This is a genomic window from Brachybacterium sp. GCM10030268 (assembly GCF_042666305.1).
In the GTDB taxonomy this organism is placed as follows: Bacteria; Actinomycetota; Actinomycetes; order Actinomycetales; family Dermabacteraceae; genus Brachybacterium.
Genome location: NZ_JBHTCW010000006.1, coordinates 1 through 15,449 on the forward strand (window position 1 = coordinate 1; position 15,449 = coordinate 15,449).

Sequence of the window (15,449 nt, forward strand, 5' to 3'; positions counted from 1 at the left end):
TACCCCCGAGCAGGAGGTGACCACCAACTCCCTACCCGCCCTAACCGCCTGACCCCTCTCACCGAAGGACCGCTACACCACTTCCCGGGACTTGACCGGCCACACTTTGCCGCTGGGCACGTGTATCTCCAGTGCCGATGCGGTCGGGGGCGCACAGCCGCGTCACCACGGTGCGATCGATTCGAGGGGGGTGATCGCCCAGAATCTCGTCTGCTTCCTCCGCGACGGACGAGACTGCTTCCGGGAGGTTCACGTCGGCGAGCGAACCGATATCCGCGCGCTCGAAACGCTCCTGCCAGGCGGAAGGTCTCCAGGCGAAGGGGGCTTGTGCCCTCTGCCCGGCCTGCAGCCAGAGGCGGTGCGCGCGATGGAGCGCGCGAGGGACCGAGGTTTTCGTAACAGTCTTGCTGTTGCGGGTCATGACGTGGCCGATGCCGGCGTGGAGGAGTGAGAACCAGGACCAGACGCCGAAGGGGGCGACAGATCGATCAGCATCCACTCCGTATCTGCTCGGATTTTCTCCAGCAGCTCGGCTTGTCGGGGCTGGCCCATCACCCGCCGATACTCACTGAGTGTTCTCAACAGACGGCCGTGATGCCTGGCTTCGCGGCTGAGAGGATTGGTGGGCACGTAGCGCTCGATCGTCGCTCCCTCCTCGAGTGGGAACACCCAGTACGGGTTGATCAGCGGGTCTCCGACTGGCCTGGACAGTTCTGCCGCGTCAAACATGGCCGTCCAGGGATCCTCGACGTCGGGATTGAGGACGACGGCACCGTGCGTGGCCGAGACATTCTTCCGCACGGCATGCCCTTTGTAGCGGTGCACGCGGCCTTCGCGCTGCTCGAGGTCGACGGGATTGCTGGGCAGGTTCCAGTGGACGACGGCATGGCTGTAGGTGTGGAAGTCGAGACCCTCCTGCCCCACCGAGGTGCTGGCGAGCACGAACGGCCAGAACGGTGAGTTGAAGCTCTGGCGCACGCTGGCCTCACGTTCAGCGGCTTGGTCCTGGGTCTGGGCGCGACCGAACCGTGCGGCGAGGTGGGAGTTCACGTGGCGCTCCTCGGAGCCCGCGCGATCGCCGGTGACTCGGATGTCCTGGATGGTGTTGATCGCTGTGCGGATCGACGAGGTGCCGGCGATACGCTCGGCCAGGGCATGCGCTCGTTCGGGAGGCGCCGCGGATTTCAGCCCTTCGGACTCCACGAGAGTGTGCACGTACTCGTCGAGGACCGCCTGCAGGTTGCCGTTCTGGGAGTAGCGCAGCACCTGTCGCCAGTACGCGTCGGCGGAGTCGCTAGCGAGATCGTCGGAGGCGGTCGAACGCACTGCAGTGACGATCTCGGGACGGTTGAATAGGGTGCGCAGCCCTTCGGCGATAGTGAAGGCCGCTCCGCGCACGGCATGGTCCGAGAGCACCGCCTGGCCACCGCAGACTCGGCTGAGTGCGCGCAGGGCGCACACCCCGGGGGCGGCGACAGCCATTGCCGCCAGGACGTCCGCGAGATCACTCGGCGCCTCGCTTCCGAGCTCGGCGGTCTCCGCGCTGAGCATGCTGGGCCCGCCCGTGCCGTCCCACACGGCGGAGGCCGCGTAGGAGATCGTGTCTTCGAGCAGCTTTGCGGTCCGTCGGCCAGCCGCAGACTGTCCCTCCTCCGGCTCCTCGGGCCCGTCGGAGTCCGGGACGTTACGGGTCCACCGGCGAAGCCGGCGCGAGAACTCATCCCTGCTGCCGAGCAGGGCCCGATCTAGCAGGTATGGCGCCATGCCGTACCACTCCCAGTTGCGGGTCTGCTCCGGCGGTGCAGTGGTGCGGATTCCGATCTCGTCGAGCCGCTCCTGGATCCGCTCGCGCACGATCCGCAGCAGTAGATCAGGATTCAGGGGCAGCTGGAGCCCGTGGTCCCGCGCGAGCCGCAGGGGATCGCCGAGCTCGGCGAGAGTGATCGACGGGTGCATGAGCGTGAGGTGTGCGAGATTCCTCGGGCGGTTCCTCGCGTGGTCCCAACCGAAACGCAGCGGCATCGTCGACGTCTTGGCCGTGTACGTCAGTGCGCCCTCAACGGAGAGCCGGCCCGAGACCTCGAGAGCGCGACGCTCTGCCTCGTAGCTGACCATGACGGAGATCGCTTTGGGCACGACACCCCACGCCGAGAACACCAGTCGCTTCGTGAAACTCCGCGCGGCGGCCGAGCCGTACGGCCCGGCGGGGGCGACGTACTCGAGGGAAGGCGGGAGCCATGCGAGCCTCCACGCCTCGTGGGACATGACGTCGTCGATCAGAGCTCGCATCTTCGCGTTCGCCGGATCGATCGCGCGGTACTGTTCGATGTCCTCCCAGCTGAGCAGCCCATCCCGGTGCCGGTGGAGCAGCTCGGCGAGCCCGGAGTCCCCGCCCGTGATCGCGTCGTGGAGTCGCTCCTGGACCTGGTATGCGGTGCGGTCCATGAGGTTCGGCGCATAGGGGGTCGAACGCCAGAACTCGAAGGCGTCGCGGGAGCCGACGTGCGCGGCCAGGGCGTCGTCGGCGAGCCAGCCCTTGACGTCCTTCGCTGTCAGCTCCATTGGACCGAGCTTTCGCTCGCTGAGCATGCCGCTGCGGTCCGGTGTTGCGGCGAGGCGCTCGGTGCGGGTCATGACGCGGCGTAATTCGACCTCGACCTCGGCTCGTGCGGCCTTCCCCGCAGCGATCTCGGCTTCGTCGCCGGAGAGGGCGGCGCGTCGCATGACGCCGAGCCGGTCGGTCACGTGCGCGGCCCGCGTGGGGCCGGCCAGGAACGCGATCGTACGAGTGAAGTCGCGGTAGTGGTCCTCTGAATCGGGTTCGTCGGGCAGGGTGTACATCTTGTACGGCGTCGCCGAGAGCACGAGCACCTTCGCTCGCTCCGTCGTGATCACCCGTCGGGCCAGTCGCTGCGGCTCGCTCAGGACCTGATGGTCCTGGTCGCTGGTATCCTCCGAAGGAAAGAGGTCCTTGAAGCGTTGAAACTCGTCGAGGATGACGAGGTCGGGGTCCAGCCTCTCCACCGAGACGTGGGCCATCGCCATACGCAGCCGGGAGACGAAGTCGTTCCTGCGGCGATGAAGCTCGGGGCCGCGCCCACGCCCGCTTCGCGCCCAGGTGTCCAGATCTTCTCGGAGCTCGTCCAGCAGTTCTCCGCCCGTCGGGCCTGGTGCAGTGCGGAGGTGCAGGGCGAAGTCGTCGACCAGCTGTTCGTCCAGCGGCGGCCTGCTCTCCTCCCAGGTGAGTCGGTGCTTGAAGCCCTCGACCCCGGCATTGCACGCGAGGTACGACGTCCAGGCGGACCGCCGCATCTCCTTCCGGCCCAGTACGGAGTCCTGGGAGAGCATCCAGTGCACCAGGGCACGTTCGGGCGCCGTGCCGGTCGCGTTGCCGAGCCGGAACGACGTGCCGGGCGTGAAGGAGATCAGCTGGACGCGGTCACCACGACCTTGTCCCATCGTCGCCGGCAGCAGTGTGAGGCGATCGGCGTTGTCCTGCACCTCGCCGCCGGTGAGATCGCGCAGGCGCTGCAGGTTCTGTTTCGCGATCTGCCCGTTGGAGCAGACGTACACGATCGTGATGGGGCGGTCCTGGTCCCAGAGGTGATCGATTGCCCGTGCGGCGACACCCTTGGCGACCAGGGTCTTGCCGAGCCCCACCTCGTCGGCGACGAGGAACCGGTCCACACGGTCCTGATCGGCCCATAGTCGGTGGAAGGTGTGCTCGACCGTTGCGCGCTGGAAGGGCTTCAAGGCGCTGAGGATGGCGTCGGGGGTGGGTCGCTCCGTCGAGGATCTCTGCTGATCGCGTGTAGCCGTCACCGGTGTCTCCTCTCGCGGGTGACGTCCAGGACGACGTCCCACATCTTGGTGAACTCCTCGGGGATGAGCTCCTCGGCTTCCGGTAGCTGCCTCAGCTCGGCGATCTGATCCGCGATCGACGCCAGGTGGTTGGGGGACCTGGAGGCGGCGCGCAGCAGTGGCTCGAACAGCACCACGGGTGGCAGCGGCGCTGCGGTGGCATCGTCGTCGACCCCGGTCTTGGCAGAGTACTCCTGAGATTCCGTCTCCATACGAGTGCTGTACGGATCATCGATTCCCAGCAGGAAGGAGAGGTAGCGCAGCATCCGCTCCGGGTCCGACAGGAGTGCGGAGAGGATGGCCTGTCGTCGATCCGGGACGTCACCGGCGAGCGGGACGAGCAGGCAGCAAGAGCGTGTCACCCGGGCGTCACCTGTTCCGTCGGTGGTCCGGACCGCGAGGAAGGGGGTCACGTTCTCCGGGGAGATGTCCCACTCGAGGGCCTCGCCGAGCAGTCTCTTCTGGTTCGGCACGGTGATCGGCCAGATCTCGGTGCGTCCGGGAGCGTTCTCGGGCATCAGCAGGTCGAGCCGTGCGAGGACGGTGTCCTTTCCGCCTAGGACGTCCAGCCGCGGCGACGACATGGCCAGAGCTTGGTGGAAGGCCTCGAGGGCCATGCTGGTGGCGGTCGCGGGGTCGTGCTCGCCGTTCTCGGCGCGAGGGGTGTACGGCTGGAGCACGGCTCTGAGCCCTGGAGAGTCGCCCTGTTCGTCAAGGACTGTGTCGATGCCGCAGAGAGCGCTGGGCCCGGTGAGCACGGCGCCGAACTCCACGTTCGAGGACCACCCGGCCTCGGTCAGATTGGCGCTGCCGGTGATTGTCGTCGAGGTGCCGTCGGGACCGTCGGCGATGACGGTCTTCGCGTGGAGACCGTCGAACGTGAGGGAGGGGTCCTCGCCTTCGGCCGGAACCGCCGTGAACTCGTCGAGCGCGACTGCGGGCGCGTCGTCGTCGAGGCGGAGTGTGCTGCTCAATACGTTGACGTCCCAGCGCATGAGCGCCTGTGCCCCGAGCCGGTCGATCTCCTCTGGACGGGAGACGAGCACGTTCTGCGTGCCCGCACCGCGGAGGCGCTCCAGGGTCCTGGCTGCGAGGAACGGGCTGAGGGCGAGGATCCGCCGAGCATCGTCCGGGAACGGCCAGTCGGCGTCGTCGCCGAGACCGAGGGGAACCAGGCGGCCACCGGTGAAGGGGAGGGGCGCGCTGAACTGTGTGGAGTGGAGGGTACGTGTGAGGTCAGCGATCTCGGATCGACGCTCTGCCGGGATCGAGATCAATGCGAGTTCCGGGAGCTTGCCGACGAAGCCTGCCGCGGGAGCGCCGCTGATCTCTCCGGAGGGATCCTCGTCGAGCACGAGGAGCGTGTCCCTCGCGTTGTCCAGCGTGAGGTTCCGACTGGCGACGAGCAGGCGATGGTGGGCTGTGCCCTCATCGTCGCGGTAGCGGACGGCCCAGATCTTCGGGTGGAACAGCGCCCCCTCCCGGGGTGCGTTGACCTGGACGATCGAGTCCTCGAGGAACGTGAAGATCCTCGAGTAGGCCGAGGGCACGTGGATGGCGGCCGACTGGCAGAAGACAGTGGTGCGGGAGAGATACTTCTGCGCCGCATCGAGCAGCTCGACGGGGTCCTGCCTGGGGATGGTCGAGGCGTCACCGACGTCGTGGAGCGCGAAGGTCATCGGTGCGATGAGGATCGCCGTGAGGTTCAGCGAGTACGTGGTCGCCACGGCGACGTCCACGCGGTATCCCGCGGGCGGGCGGAGCGCCTCGGTGAGCAGCACGGTCTCGTCGGGCTGCAACATCAGGCGGCCTCCAATCCGTCGTAGATGTCCTGGAGATGCGAGCGGGCGTACCGCCAACGGAACTCGAGGCGGCCGGCACCGCTGGCCCCGCCCCAGGCGTCGAGGGCACGGCGGTTCCCGAGCCGCGCGAGGCTCCCCTTGACCTGCCGCTCTCGGCCCCGGACGAGATCCCGCAATGCGGGATCATCGGCGACTACGCGCGTCGAATGCGCGGAGTCGAACCACGTGCTGAGGAAGCCTTGAGTGGACGAGTTCAGCCGACGGTTCATCCCCCACACCATTTCCCAGATCTCGAGGCGCTCCGTCTGCGTGACGGATGGCGCGTGCCGGGCGTCGTCGCTCCAGGTGTCGAGCCGTTCCCTGTACAGCTGCACCGTCTCGTCGTCGGTTTTGTTGCCTCCTGCTGCTTCCTCGGCAACCAGCAGGTTGTAGAGCAGGCTCGCGCCAAGCATCGAGAAGCTGAACTTCTCGGCCCGGCTGACGAGTCCGGCGAGCCGCTCGGGCAGCTGTTCACGGATCCTCGGGTCCCAGACAGTCTCGGGAGCAGAGGCGGCGCTGGTCCAGGTTGCAGGCCGGTGGGTGAGCAGGTGCGCTAGTAGCGAGTCCGGCTGGCTGCGTGAGATGGCCTCGCTGAGGTACTCGGCGTCCTCCCGGCGCAGGGCGAACGTGGCTGAGCGGTGAAGATCTGCTGGCGGGTGAGGGAGCCCTGAGTCGATGCCGGTCGGGGTGAGTTCAGGGCGGGATTCGCTGTCCTCCGTCGGGGGTTGCCGCTTCTGTTCCTCTCGGCGCAGCACGCTGCGCTCGAAGACGTCATGCACCTGCATCCCCCGCTCCACGAGGCCCCAGCTCACGATCCCGCCCCAGTAGACGACGCTGGGGAGTCGAGTGAGGTTCCGACCCGACTGGCGGCCGAACACCCCCTGGGCTTCGCCACCGCGCTGGAGGGCGTCGATGAACTTGTACTCGAGGTCGCGGAACGTCAGCTGCATCTGGCGGGCGGTGTCCCGGTGCGTCGAGGCCTGCATCAGCCAGGGCACGAAAAGGACGTAGCGCAAGCGAGTGTGGAGGGTCGAGGTGCCGGGGAAGAGAGAGTCCGAGAACGAGTCGCGGATCCCGCCGATTCCGAGGTCGTCCACCGTCGTCCGGTCGCGGAGCTGGTCGACGGCTTCCATCATGCGGCGTCGCTGCGCGGGGTCGACGGCGTACCAACCGAAGGCAGAGGAAGACATGTCCTCCAGTTTGGGGCAGGGGTATGACATTAGGGTCGCATTTGCCAGGTCTGTGCCCTTTCGGTGCTGTTTCCCCTCGCTCGAGGTCCCCGAGTTCTTCCTCGAGGACCTGCGGGAGGGCTTCGCCGCGGTGTAGGCCGCCCGCCCGGAGGACGACTCCCTCGTGGCGGGCGGGTGAGCAGCGCCGGCGCAGACCACGCTCGCTCCGTCTTGTGGTTCCCTCGTGCGGCCGGACGGCCGTCACCCTCACGTGCGTGCCGCGACCTGTCGCCTCGGCCGAGCCACCGCCGAGCGCACGAAGAAGCCCGCAAAACGGCCGGCCGCCGTCAGCCGCCGCGGCCGGGGGAAGCCCTGCCCGCGGATGGACGCCAGCAGGCGCACCAGATCCGGCAGATCGATCCGCGGGAACGTCCGCAGCGACTCCCCGTCGGCCGAGTCCGCGGGGGAGACCTCGGTGCTCAGCGTGGTCAGCCCGCGCAGCAGTGCGCCGATCTCGTCGACCACCCCGGTCTCGGCGTCGGGTCCTGGGCGCACCCCGCCGAGGGGACGGATGGTGATCGTGCGTCGCAGCAGCGACCACGTCGGCGGGTTGTACTGGCGTCCGCCCAGCAGCCGACGCACTAGCGGCCCCACCCGTCGTTGGGAGCGGTACAGCTGCGACTGCCACCGGGTGCTCCAGGTCAGCGCGGTCTCGCCGTTCTCATCCAGTTGCAGGGTGCCCCCGAGCCGCGAATAGAGATCAATAATCGGCGGCCGCCCTGCTTTCGGTGATCAGATGAATCTTGTCGTTTGTCTGACCTCCGAGACGTAGTGTCGCGCCTATCGAATCCCCGCTCGACCATTCAGTTATCTCCGGCCGAGGTCGCCTTGGGTTGCAGTGCACCGGTGGCCGTCGCCGGTATCTAGCCTAGGGAGGCGGAGCCGCTGCCTTTGCCAGTCTCGTTCGGCCATCAATGCGTGGCCTTGCCCATCTGGAATAATGACTCCAACGTCTGCGGTGGGCGCCGGCCGCGCGAATTGGAATCTTGGAGATTGGGTTCTTGTACCTCGGCGCGCCCGGGCAATAATTGCGCCTGCCCTTTAGCGTCGGGCTTGAAAGTCGGAGCGTTTTGGCCAAGGCCACACCGACGAGTCCTTCGCGCGGACTCGGGGTGCGTGCCCGTATAGATAGAGACCAATAGCTGTGGCCCCGGCAAGCCCTGAGGCGCCGAAAAAGAACGAAGCATACGCAGGCACCGTCGCCGCGAAGGCCAGCAGGCCGACCGCTGCTCCAGCAAAATCGCACGCAACTGCGACCAGCATTCCAGCGGCGACAGCGCGTCGGACGTCCTCGTTCCCGAGCTTGTGTAGCGACGGAAGTTTAATATCTTCCTGGGAAGGGGTGTCTCCGCTAAAAAATGCGTTGCGAAAATCGCGGCGCCTAAATTCCAGTAGATAGCCGCGGGCGAGGAGGAGGGGTGCTACTGCGGAAATGCTCAACCAGACTAGCCCCAGTGCTAGTGAGGCTGAGTAGTCGGCCGCGAGCGGGCCGGGCGCCACGAATGCGAGCAGGCTAATGGTGAGGAGCGAGAAAAACAACATCTTGAGTGGCGGAAGCACAAAGCTGAGGGAGAAAGCGGTCTTTCGCTGTTCGCGCAAGGCTTCGCGAGACTGCAACTCCGCCAGGCTGTATCGAAGTGCACGATTGATAACGGGGCTCGGCGCCTTATTCATCAGGGACATCACCGACTGCAGGCGGTTTATGCGTCGATGAAGGCGGGATTCCGCAGTGTATGCCGATAGGGCTATGATGGCACTGACCAGGGCGGTCATCGTTCCGACGATGCTCAGAGCGCTCTCCATCCCGACCTCCAACTGTTGAACCCGGGGGCAACGGTACCGAGGGAAGCGGACACTCGGTGCCGATTCGCGCGCGTCCGGTGGGTCACCCGATGCCGGGAGGAGTCGCGTCGTGCTGCCGTCGGGCCTGGGTGCCGGTCACGCTCCGCCCGAGGACCGGCGGCAGTTCACCCGCGCCCTCATTGGCTTCCCAGTAGCCGATACATCAGTGGTACCGAGGGCGCACACCGATGTCTGGTACGAGCTGCCGAAGCATACGTGGCCGCGGTGGGCAGATCCAATGCGGGTCGACGGGGTTTTCAGCTAGCGTCGGCGAGCGGATTAGTGCTAGGCATCGCTTCTCGTTGTCTTCATTCCCCAGCGGATCTACCCAGAACTACGCGAGCTGCGAGTTTTGTAGGCGGCCTTCCCCGTGTTCCTCAGTACACATAATCCTCCCCAGCCACCCAATCCGGGAACTCCCAGTCCGTCCGGTCCACCGACGCCCCTTCCTGCTTCGCGGCCTCGATGGCGCCGTCGAGCTCCTCGGAGTTGGCGTCGCTGAGGTCGATGAGCGCGGCCTTCAGGTTGTCGATCTCCCCGCCCAGGTACCCCTGCACCACGTTCCCCAGCTCCGGGGTGACCGTGGCCCGCTTCGCCTCGGCCGCGGAGACCTCGATGTTGCGGACGATCGCCTGCGGGGCGCGGAAGATGCGCTTGGCGTAGTCCTCGACCAGCCAGGCGTAGGGCTCGATGACGTCGGCGCCGGGGACGACGTCCAGGAGGATCGGCGGCTGGTCCATCGCCGTGGCGAGCTCGGTCTGGTAGTCCTCCTGGGTGAAGGACTCGATGAGCTGCGACGCCTGCTCGGCCTTCTGCGTGCTGCCGCCGATCACCCAGTCGCTGGCCCGGGCGCCTCGCGCGGCAACGATGTCCTCGCCGTTCGGGGTGGGCATGCCGGCCACGGCCATCTTGGGCAGCATGTCCGGGTTCAGGGAGCGCACGGCGCCGGGGGAATAGGGGCCGTCAATGTGGAAGCCGATGCTGCCGGCCGCCCAGCGGCCGCGGGCGTCGGGGATCTGGAAGCCGGAACTGCCGGGCAGCAGATACCCCTTGTCGTTGATCTCCTTGTACAGCTCGATGGCGGTGATGTACGCGTCGTGGTGATACTCGAAGGCGCCCGTGTCGTACCGCTGTCCCTGGTAGCCAGGGAAGCCGGCGGCCTGGGCGAGGTCGTCGATCTGCTCGGTCATGCGCCGGGGCACGCCGAGCGCCATGGTCATCGGATCGAACTCCCCGTGGGCGGCGATCGCCGCGAGCGCCGCGAGCAAGTCGTCGTAGCTCTTGGGCGGTTCGAAACCGACGGCCTCGGCGATCTCCGTGTTGTACCAGGCGCAGGCCACGTACTGCTTGTCACTGAAAGCCGGCAGGCCGTAGATCTTCCCGTCCAGCTGGGTCAGGCCCTCGACGAAGGAGCCTTCGGGCAGTCGTCCCTTCGCCTCGTCGGACAGCGTGATCTCATGTACCCAGCCGGCATCCACCAGGGCCGGAAGCGGCAGGCCCACCAGGGCGGTGTACACATCGGGCAGCTGCTCGGCCTGGTTGGCGAGCTGGAGCGCCTCGGTGGCCGCGGAGGGTTCGTTGTAGGTGTGCTCGATGGTGGCACCGATCTTCTCGCCGAGGTCGGTGGCCCACTGGTCGTGAAGATCCTGGAGGCCACCGAAGTGGTCCCACCAGCGCAGTGCTCCCGGTGCGGCACCGTCACCGCCGCCGGCGGCGGGAGGTGCGCTGGGGCCGCCGCAGGCTGCGGCGAGAGAGGCGAGGCCGGTCGCGCCGAGGCCGGCCAGTGCGTGACGACGGGTGAGGTGATGCATGGGAACTCCTCATTGAGTGCTGGATGCTTCGAGACGGACAGGACAGACAGGGCAGACGGGGCGACGGTCAGGACTTCACGGACCCGGCGATGCCTTCGACGAAGTAGCGCTGCATGAAGGCGAACAGGGCCACGATGGGGATCAGCGAGATGACGCCGGCGGCGGCCATGCCGGGCCAGTCCGTCGAGTTCTCGCCGACGAACGCCTGCATGCCCACGCTCACGGTGCGCAGGGCCGGATTGCTGAACGAGAACACCAGCGGCAGGAAGAATGCGTTCCAGGTGAACAGGAACGTCAGCACCGACACGGTCGCGGTGACCGGCATGGACAGCGGGAGCATGATTCGGGTGAACGTGCGCAGGAACCCGGCCCCGTCGACCACGGCGGCCTCCTCGAGCTCCATCGGCAGGCGGCGGAAGTACCCGGCGTAGATGAGGATCGCTGCCACGTTCGCGCCGCCGGACAGGGCGAGGATCATGCCCGAGAGCTGGTCGAGCAGGCCCAGCTGCATGGAGAGCTTGACGATCGGGATGATCGTGTAGCCGGTGGGGACGAACAGCGTCGCCACCAGGATCCCCAGAATCAGCCGCGACCCGGGGAAGCGATACCGCCCCAGCACGTACCCGGCCAGGGCGCAGCGCACCACCACGATCACCACGGTGCCGACGGTGACGATCGCCGTGTTCAGCAGGTAGCGGCGGAAGTTCCCGTCGGTCCACGCCCGGGCGTAGTTCTCCCAGCGCAGCTTCTCGGGGATGAGGGCCAGCCCGCCGGAGAAGATCTCGCCCGAGGACTTCAGCGAGGCCGAGACCATCCAGATGAACGGATAGATCCACAGCAGCGCGATCAGCCCCAGCGCTGCCACCAGCAGCCACCACGGCAGCCGGCGTCGCCAGCGGGCGGTGCGCGCCGGGCGCGGCGAAGCGGCAGGGACCGCGGTGGAGGTCGGAGAGGGGCGGGTACCAGTGCTCATGCGCGGGCTCCTGAGCGTCGGGCGATCATCGTGACCCACAGCTGGATGCCGACCACCACCAGCACGAGCAGCCCGAACAGGACGGCGGCCGCGGAGGCGAAGCCGAGCTGGGGGATCGTCGCCGCGAAGGCGTAGCGGTAGATGTAGATCTCGATGATCTCGGTGCTGTAGAAGGGGCCGCCTGCCGTCATGGTCTGCATGAGGTCGAAGGCGTGGAAGCAGTCCTCGACCGTGAGCACGGCGATGATCAGCAGGAAGGGCACCAGCAACGGCAGGGTGATGTGGCGGAACGTCTGGATCGCCCCGGCCCCGTCGATGCGCGCCGCCTCGTAGAGGTCCCGCGGGACGGTCTGCAGGGCGGCCAGCCAGTAGATCAGGGTGATCCCGAAGAACTTCCACACGTAGATCAGGGCCGACGTCGCCAGCGCCGTGGTCGAGGATCCCAGCAGGTCGATCGAGCCGAGCCCCAGCATCTCGGACAGCAGCGAGAGCGGCCCACTGGCCGGGTCCAAGACGAAGCGCATGACCACGCCGACGATCGCGGTCGTGGTGACCACGGGCAGGAAGTACATCGTGCGGAAGAAGGCCGACAGCGGCAGCTTCGGTGAGTTCAGCAGGATCGCCAGGAAGAACGCCCCGAACACGCGCAGCGGCGCCACGATCAGCATGAATACCAGCGTGATCCGCACCGCCGACCAGAACATCGGGTCCGCGAGCACGGCGCGATAGTTGGCGATCCCCACGAAGCGCTGATCGGCGGTGAACCCGTTCCACTCCACCAGCGAGTACCAGTAGCTGGCGACCATCGGATACAGGGTGTACATCCCGTACAGCACGAACGTCGGCAGCAGGAAGGCGTAGATCCACAGGTTGCGCCGCCGCTGCCGGGCGCGCTGTGCCGGGCGCCGGGGCCGACGGGAGGCCTCCGGGGTGCCGGGTGTACGAGGGGTCGAGGGCCGGGCGAGAACCGAGGAGCCGGTCATCGGGTACCTCCTTCCGGAGCGTGGTCGCAGTGCACAGGGGCCGCGGCGGTCTGATCAGCGGATCTGGCTGATCGAGAAGGTCGCGGGGTCGTTGCCGATGCGGTGGCCCTGATCGAGGGAGTCGATCTGCGCCATCTGCTCGGAGGTGAGGGTGAAGCCGTCGACGTCGAGGTTCTCCACCAGTCGCGCACGGGAGGTGGTCTTGGGGATGACCACGTAGCCGTGCTGGAGATGCCAGCGCAGCACCACCTGGGCGGGGGTCGCCCCGTGGCTGCGGGCGATCTCGGTGATCGGCGGCAGCTCGAGGTCGGCGCCCTGGCCCAGCGGGGAATAGCTCTGAACGGTGATGCCCAGTCGCTGCTGGAGGGCGACGAGCTCGGCGCTGGCGTGCGTGGGGTGCAGCTCGATCTGGTTCACCGCGGGCATGACCTGCGCGATCTGTTCCAGCTCACGCAGGTGCTCGGGCAGGAAGTTCGAGATGCCGATCGCGCGCACGGCCCCTTCGGCGTGGAGCCGCTCGAAGGCACGCCACGTCTCCTGCCAGAGCCCGGCTGCCGGGTTCGGCCAGTGGATGAGGTAGAGATCCAGCTGGTCGAGCCCGAGACGGTCGAGGGTCTCGGCGAACGCGCGCAGGGTGCTGTCGTACCCCTGCTCACCGTTGCGCAGCTTGGAGGTCACGAAGACTTCCTCGCGCGGGACGCCTGAGGCTGCGAGGGCGGCGCCGACGCCGGCCTCGTTGTTGTATGCGGCGGCGGTGTCGACGTGGCGGTACCCGACCTCCAGGGCCTGCTCGACGACGGGCTGGACCTGGTCCGGAACGATCTGGAAGACGCCCAGACCCAGCTGGGGGATCTCGATCCCCGGGGCGATCGGGACGCGGGTGGTGACGGGCGCGGTGGGGGAGAGGCTCATCGGATCGGCTCCAGGACGAGCAGCGAGACGGCCGGCAGCGGCAGCTCGAGAGTCAGTTCGAGCGCTCCCTCCGCGGTCGCGTCCACGGTGGCCGGCTCGGCCAGGTCCTCGAGGCCCTCGCGGGCGTGGATCTGCGCGAGCTGCTCCGGGGTGGGGACCTGCGGGGATCCCAGGCGCTGCCACACGGTGTGGCTGTTGGAGTGCTCGGCATCGATGCGCCGGTGGCTCAGACGGTACGAGCCCTGCTCGAGGCCGCGCACGGTGAGGTTCACGGGTGTGGGTTCCTCTGCCGTGCGGTACTGGTCATCGGTGTGGCGCCACAGCGCAGCGGCGATACGACCGTCGCCGTCCCGGGAGGCCAGCACGTCGACCTCCTCGGGCATGGACCGGCCCTCGGCCTGATCCAGCAGTTCCACGCCGTGGGCTGCGCTGCTGCGTGCCTCCAGGCGCGTCTGGCCCATCTGCGCGAGGAGCCGGTACGCGTTCAGCAGCGGCTTCTCCACCCGGTCGGCGGTGAGGAAGGCGCGGGTGCCCTCGAAAAACCGCTCGCCCTCGAAGTAGAAGCTCCACGACATCGCCTGCTGGATGTTTGCGCCCTCCTGGGCGCTGAGGTCGAGCAGCTTCTTCATGAGCTTGACCTGGAACACCGGGAAGTACTCGGTGTTCTGGAACCGGAAGTTCGCGTTGTCGTAGAAGGAGAAGTGGGCGGGAACGCCCGCATCGCATTCGTCGATGATCGCGGGGAGGCTCCGGTAGGCGGGGTACTTCGCCATGACGCGCAGCATGGAGCGCACCTCGTGGAGCATCTTGTGGGCCGAGGGGTTCTGCTTCTCGGGCGCCTCGCCGCCGGTGGGTCCGTATACGCGCCAGGGGGTGAAGGAGGAGCCCTTGGTGTGGAAGGAGACGAAGTCCAGCGGCAGCTCGCGCTCGTTGGCGTAGGCCAGGAATCCGTCCAGGAACTCGGCGCCGCCGCCGGTGACGGCCGGGCCGCCCACCTTCGCTGAGGGCAGCACGCTGCGCACTCCCTCGACGGTGGCCGCGTAGAGCTCGTGGAACTGCTCCGGGGTGCCGCGCCAGTAGAAGATGTCCGGTTCGTTCCACAGCTCCCACAGCCAGGTGTCGACCTCCTCGGCCCCGTAGCGCTCCAGGCAGTGCGCGGCGACCGCGGCGATCAGGTCCCGCCAGCGGTCGTAGTCGCGCGGCGGGTAGGCCCACTGGCCCGCTTCGTAGGCCGAGTAGACGGTGGGGCTGGAGGTCACGGTGAGCTCCGCGGCCTCCGGCGGGAGCAGGTCACGCGGGGTGAAGCCGATCTCGACGAGCACGTGGTGACCTGCCGAGACGATGGCGTCATAGGCCTGGTCGAGGATCGTGAAGTCGTAGTACGGGGTGCCGTCGGCGTCCTCGTGGTAGACGTTCCCGTTGCCCCAGTGGGGGATGCCGAACCCCGAGCCCGAGCACAGCGCGTAGTGGGGGCGGATGTGATACCCGGTGCTGGTCAGCTCACCGAAGGTGTTCAGCAGGTGCCGGCCCGTGGGCGTGTAGGTCCAGTTGATCTCGTCGTAGCCGACGCTCTCCCACAGCCGTGTGAGGATGCCGATCTCCTGGCCGGCATCGATCTCCACCTGCGCCGACGTGACGTGCGGGGCGGTGGGATCGCTCGGCGCATGAGGCGGGAAGGCGCGGGAGCTGGTGAGGTTCACGTGGGTGTTCTGGGCCGTCGTGGACACGCGGTCACTGCCTTTCAGGGCTCACGGTGGAGCTGGAACTGGAGGATCGGCTGTCGCCGAGCAGCAATGCTCGGCTGAGGGTGGGAGCAGGGGTGGTGATGGTGCTGCGCTTCGGCGGGGAGCGGATCGGCTCGGCGCCAGTGGTCGCTGCATGCAGGCAGTGGCTGCTGTGCCACCGCGCGGTGAGGGGAGCCGGGTGGGCTTCTCACTGTGCCGCCACACTAGGATTGCAGATTGCAAGTTGTCAACAATCTACGCCGACTACTTTGG

At 67.5% G+C, this 15,449-nt stretch carries 10 protein-coding genes; all 10 read right to left on the bottom strand.

Features of this window, described 5'->3' with window-relative positions:
* Positions 1-417: 417 nt before the first annotated feature.
* Entirely contained in the window at positions 418-3,822 is a 3,405-nt protein-coding gene (locus ACFQRD_RS09995) for a helicase-related protein (RefSeq protein ID WP_377804097.1), read from the bottom strand.
* Entirely contained in the window at positions 3,819-5,663 is a 1,845-nt protein-coding gene (locus tag ACFQRD_RS10000) for a phospholipase D family protein (RefSeq protein WP_377804099.1), read from the bottom strand. Before ACFQRD_RS10000 ends, ACFQRD_RS09995 begins: the two co-directional genes overlap by 4 nt.
* On the bottom strand, positions 5,663-6,892 hold the full coding sequence (locus ACFQRD_RS10005; protein WP_377804101.1) for a DUF6361 family protein: 1,230 nt from the start codon (positions 6,890-6,892) through the stop codon (positions 5,663-5,665). Before ACFQRD_RS10005 ends, ACFQRD_RS10000 begins: the two co-directional genes overlap by 1 nt.
* A gap of 246 nt (positions 6,893-7,138) precedes the next feature.
* Entirely contained in the window at positions 7,139-7,525 is a 387-nt protein-coding gene (locus ACFQRD_RS10010) for a hypothetical protein (RefSeq protein WP_377804103.1), read from the bottom strand.
* A gap of 447 nt (positions 7,526-7,972) precedes the next feature.
* Complete coding sequence (locus ACFQRD_RS10015) at positions 7,973-8,734, bottom strand: hypothetical protein (RefSeq protein ID WP_377804105.1); 762 nt, start codon at positions 8,732-8,734, stop codon at positions 7,973-7,975.
* A gap of 416 nt (positions 8,735-9,150) precedes the next feature.
* Positions 9,151-10,584 carry an ABC transporter substrate-binding protein gene (locus ACFQRD_RS10020; RefSeq protein ID WP_377804107.1) on the bottom strand — a complete coding sequence of 478 codons (1,434 nt, stop codon included), beginning with the start codon at positions 10,582-10,584 and terminating at the stop codon, positions 9,151-9,153.
* A 67-nt stretch (positions 10,585-10,651) separates the two neighbouring features.
* Entirely contained in the window at positions 10,652-11,557 is a 906-nt protein-coding gene (locus ACFQRD_RS10025) for a carbohydrate ABC transporter permease (RefSeq protein WP_377804109.1), read from the bottom strand.
* Positions 11,554-12,540, bottom strand: coding sequence for a carbohydrate ABC transporter permease (locus tag ACFQRD_RS10030; protein ID WP_377804111.1), 987 nt, complete (start codon positions 12,538-12,540; stop codon positions 11,554-11,556). Before ACFQRD_RS10030 ends, ACFQRD_RS10025 begins: the two co-directional genes overlap by 4 nt.
* 54 nt (positions 12,541-12,594) lie before the next feature.
* A complete protein-coding gene (locus ACFQRD_RS10035; protein ID WP_377804113.1) occupies positions 12,595-13,452 on the bottom strand; it encodes an aldo/keto reductase in 858 nt (285 codons plus the stop codon).
* Positions 13,449-15,179 (bottom strand): glycoside hydrolase, encoded by a 1,731-nt coding sequence (locus ACFQRD_RS10040; RefSeq protein WP_377804115.1) that lies wholly within the window; start codon positions 15,177-15,179, stop codon positions 13,449-13,451. The genes ACFQRD_RS10035 and ACFQRD_RS10040 overlap by 4 nt, the downstream gene beginning before the upstream one ends.
* Between the last annotated feature and the right edge of the window lie 270 nt (positions 15,180-15,449).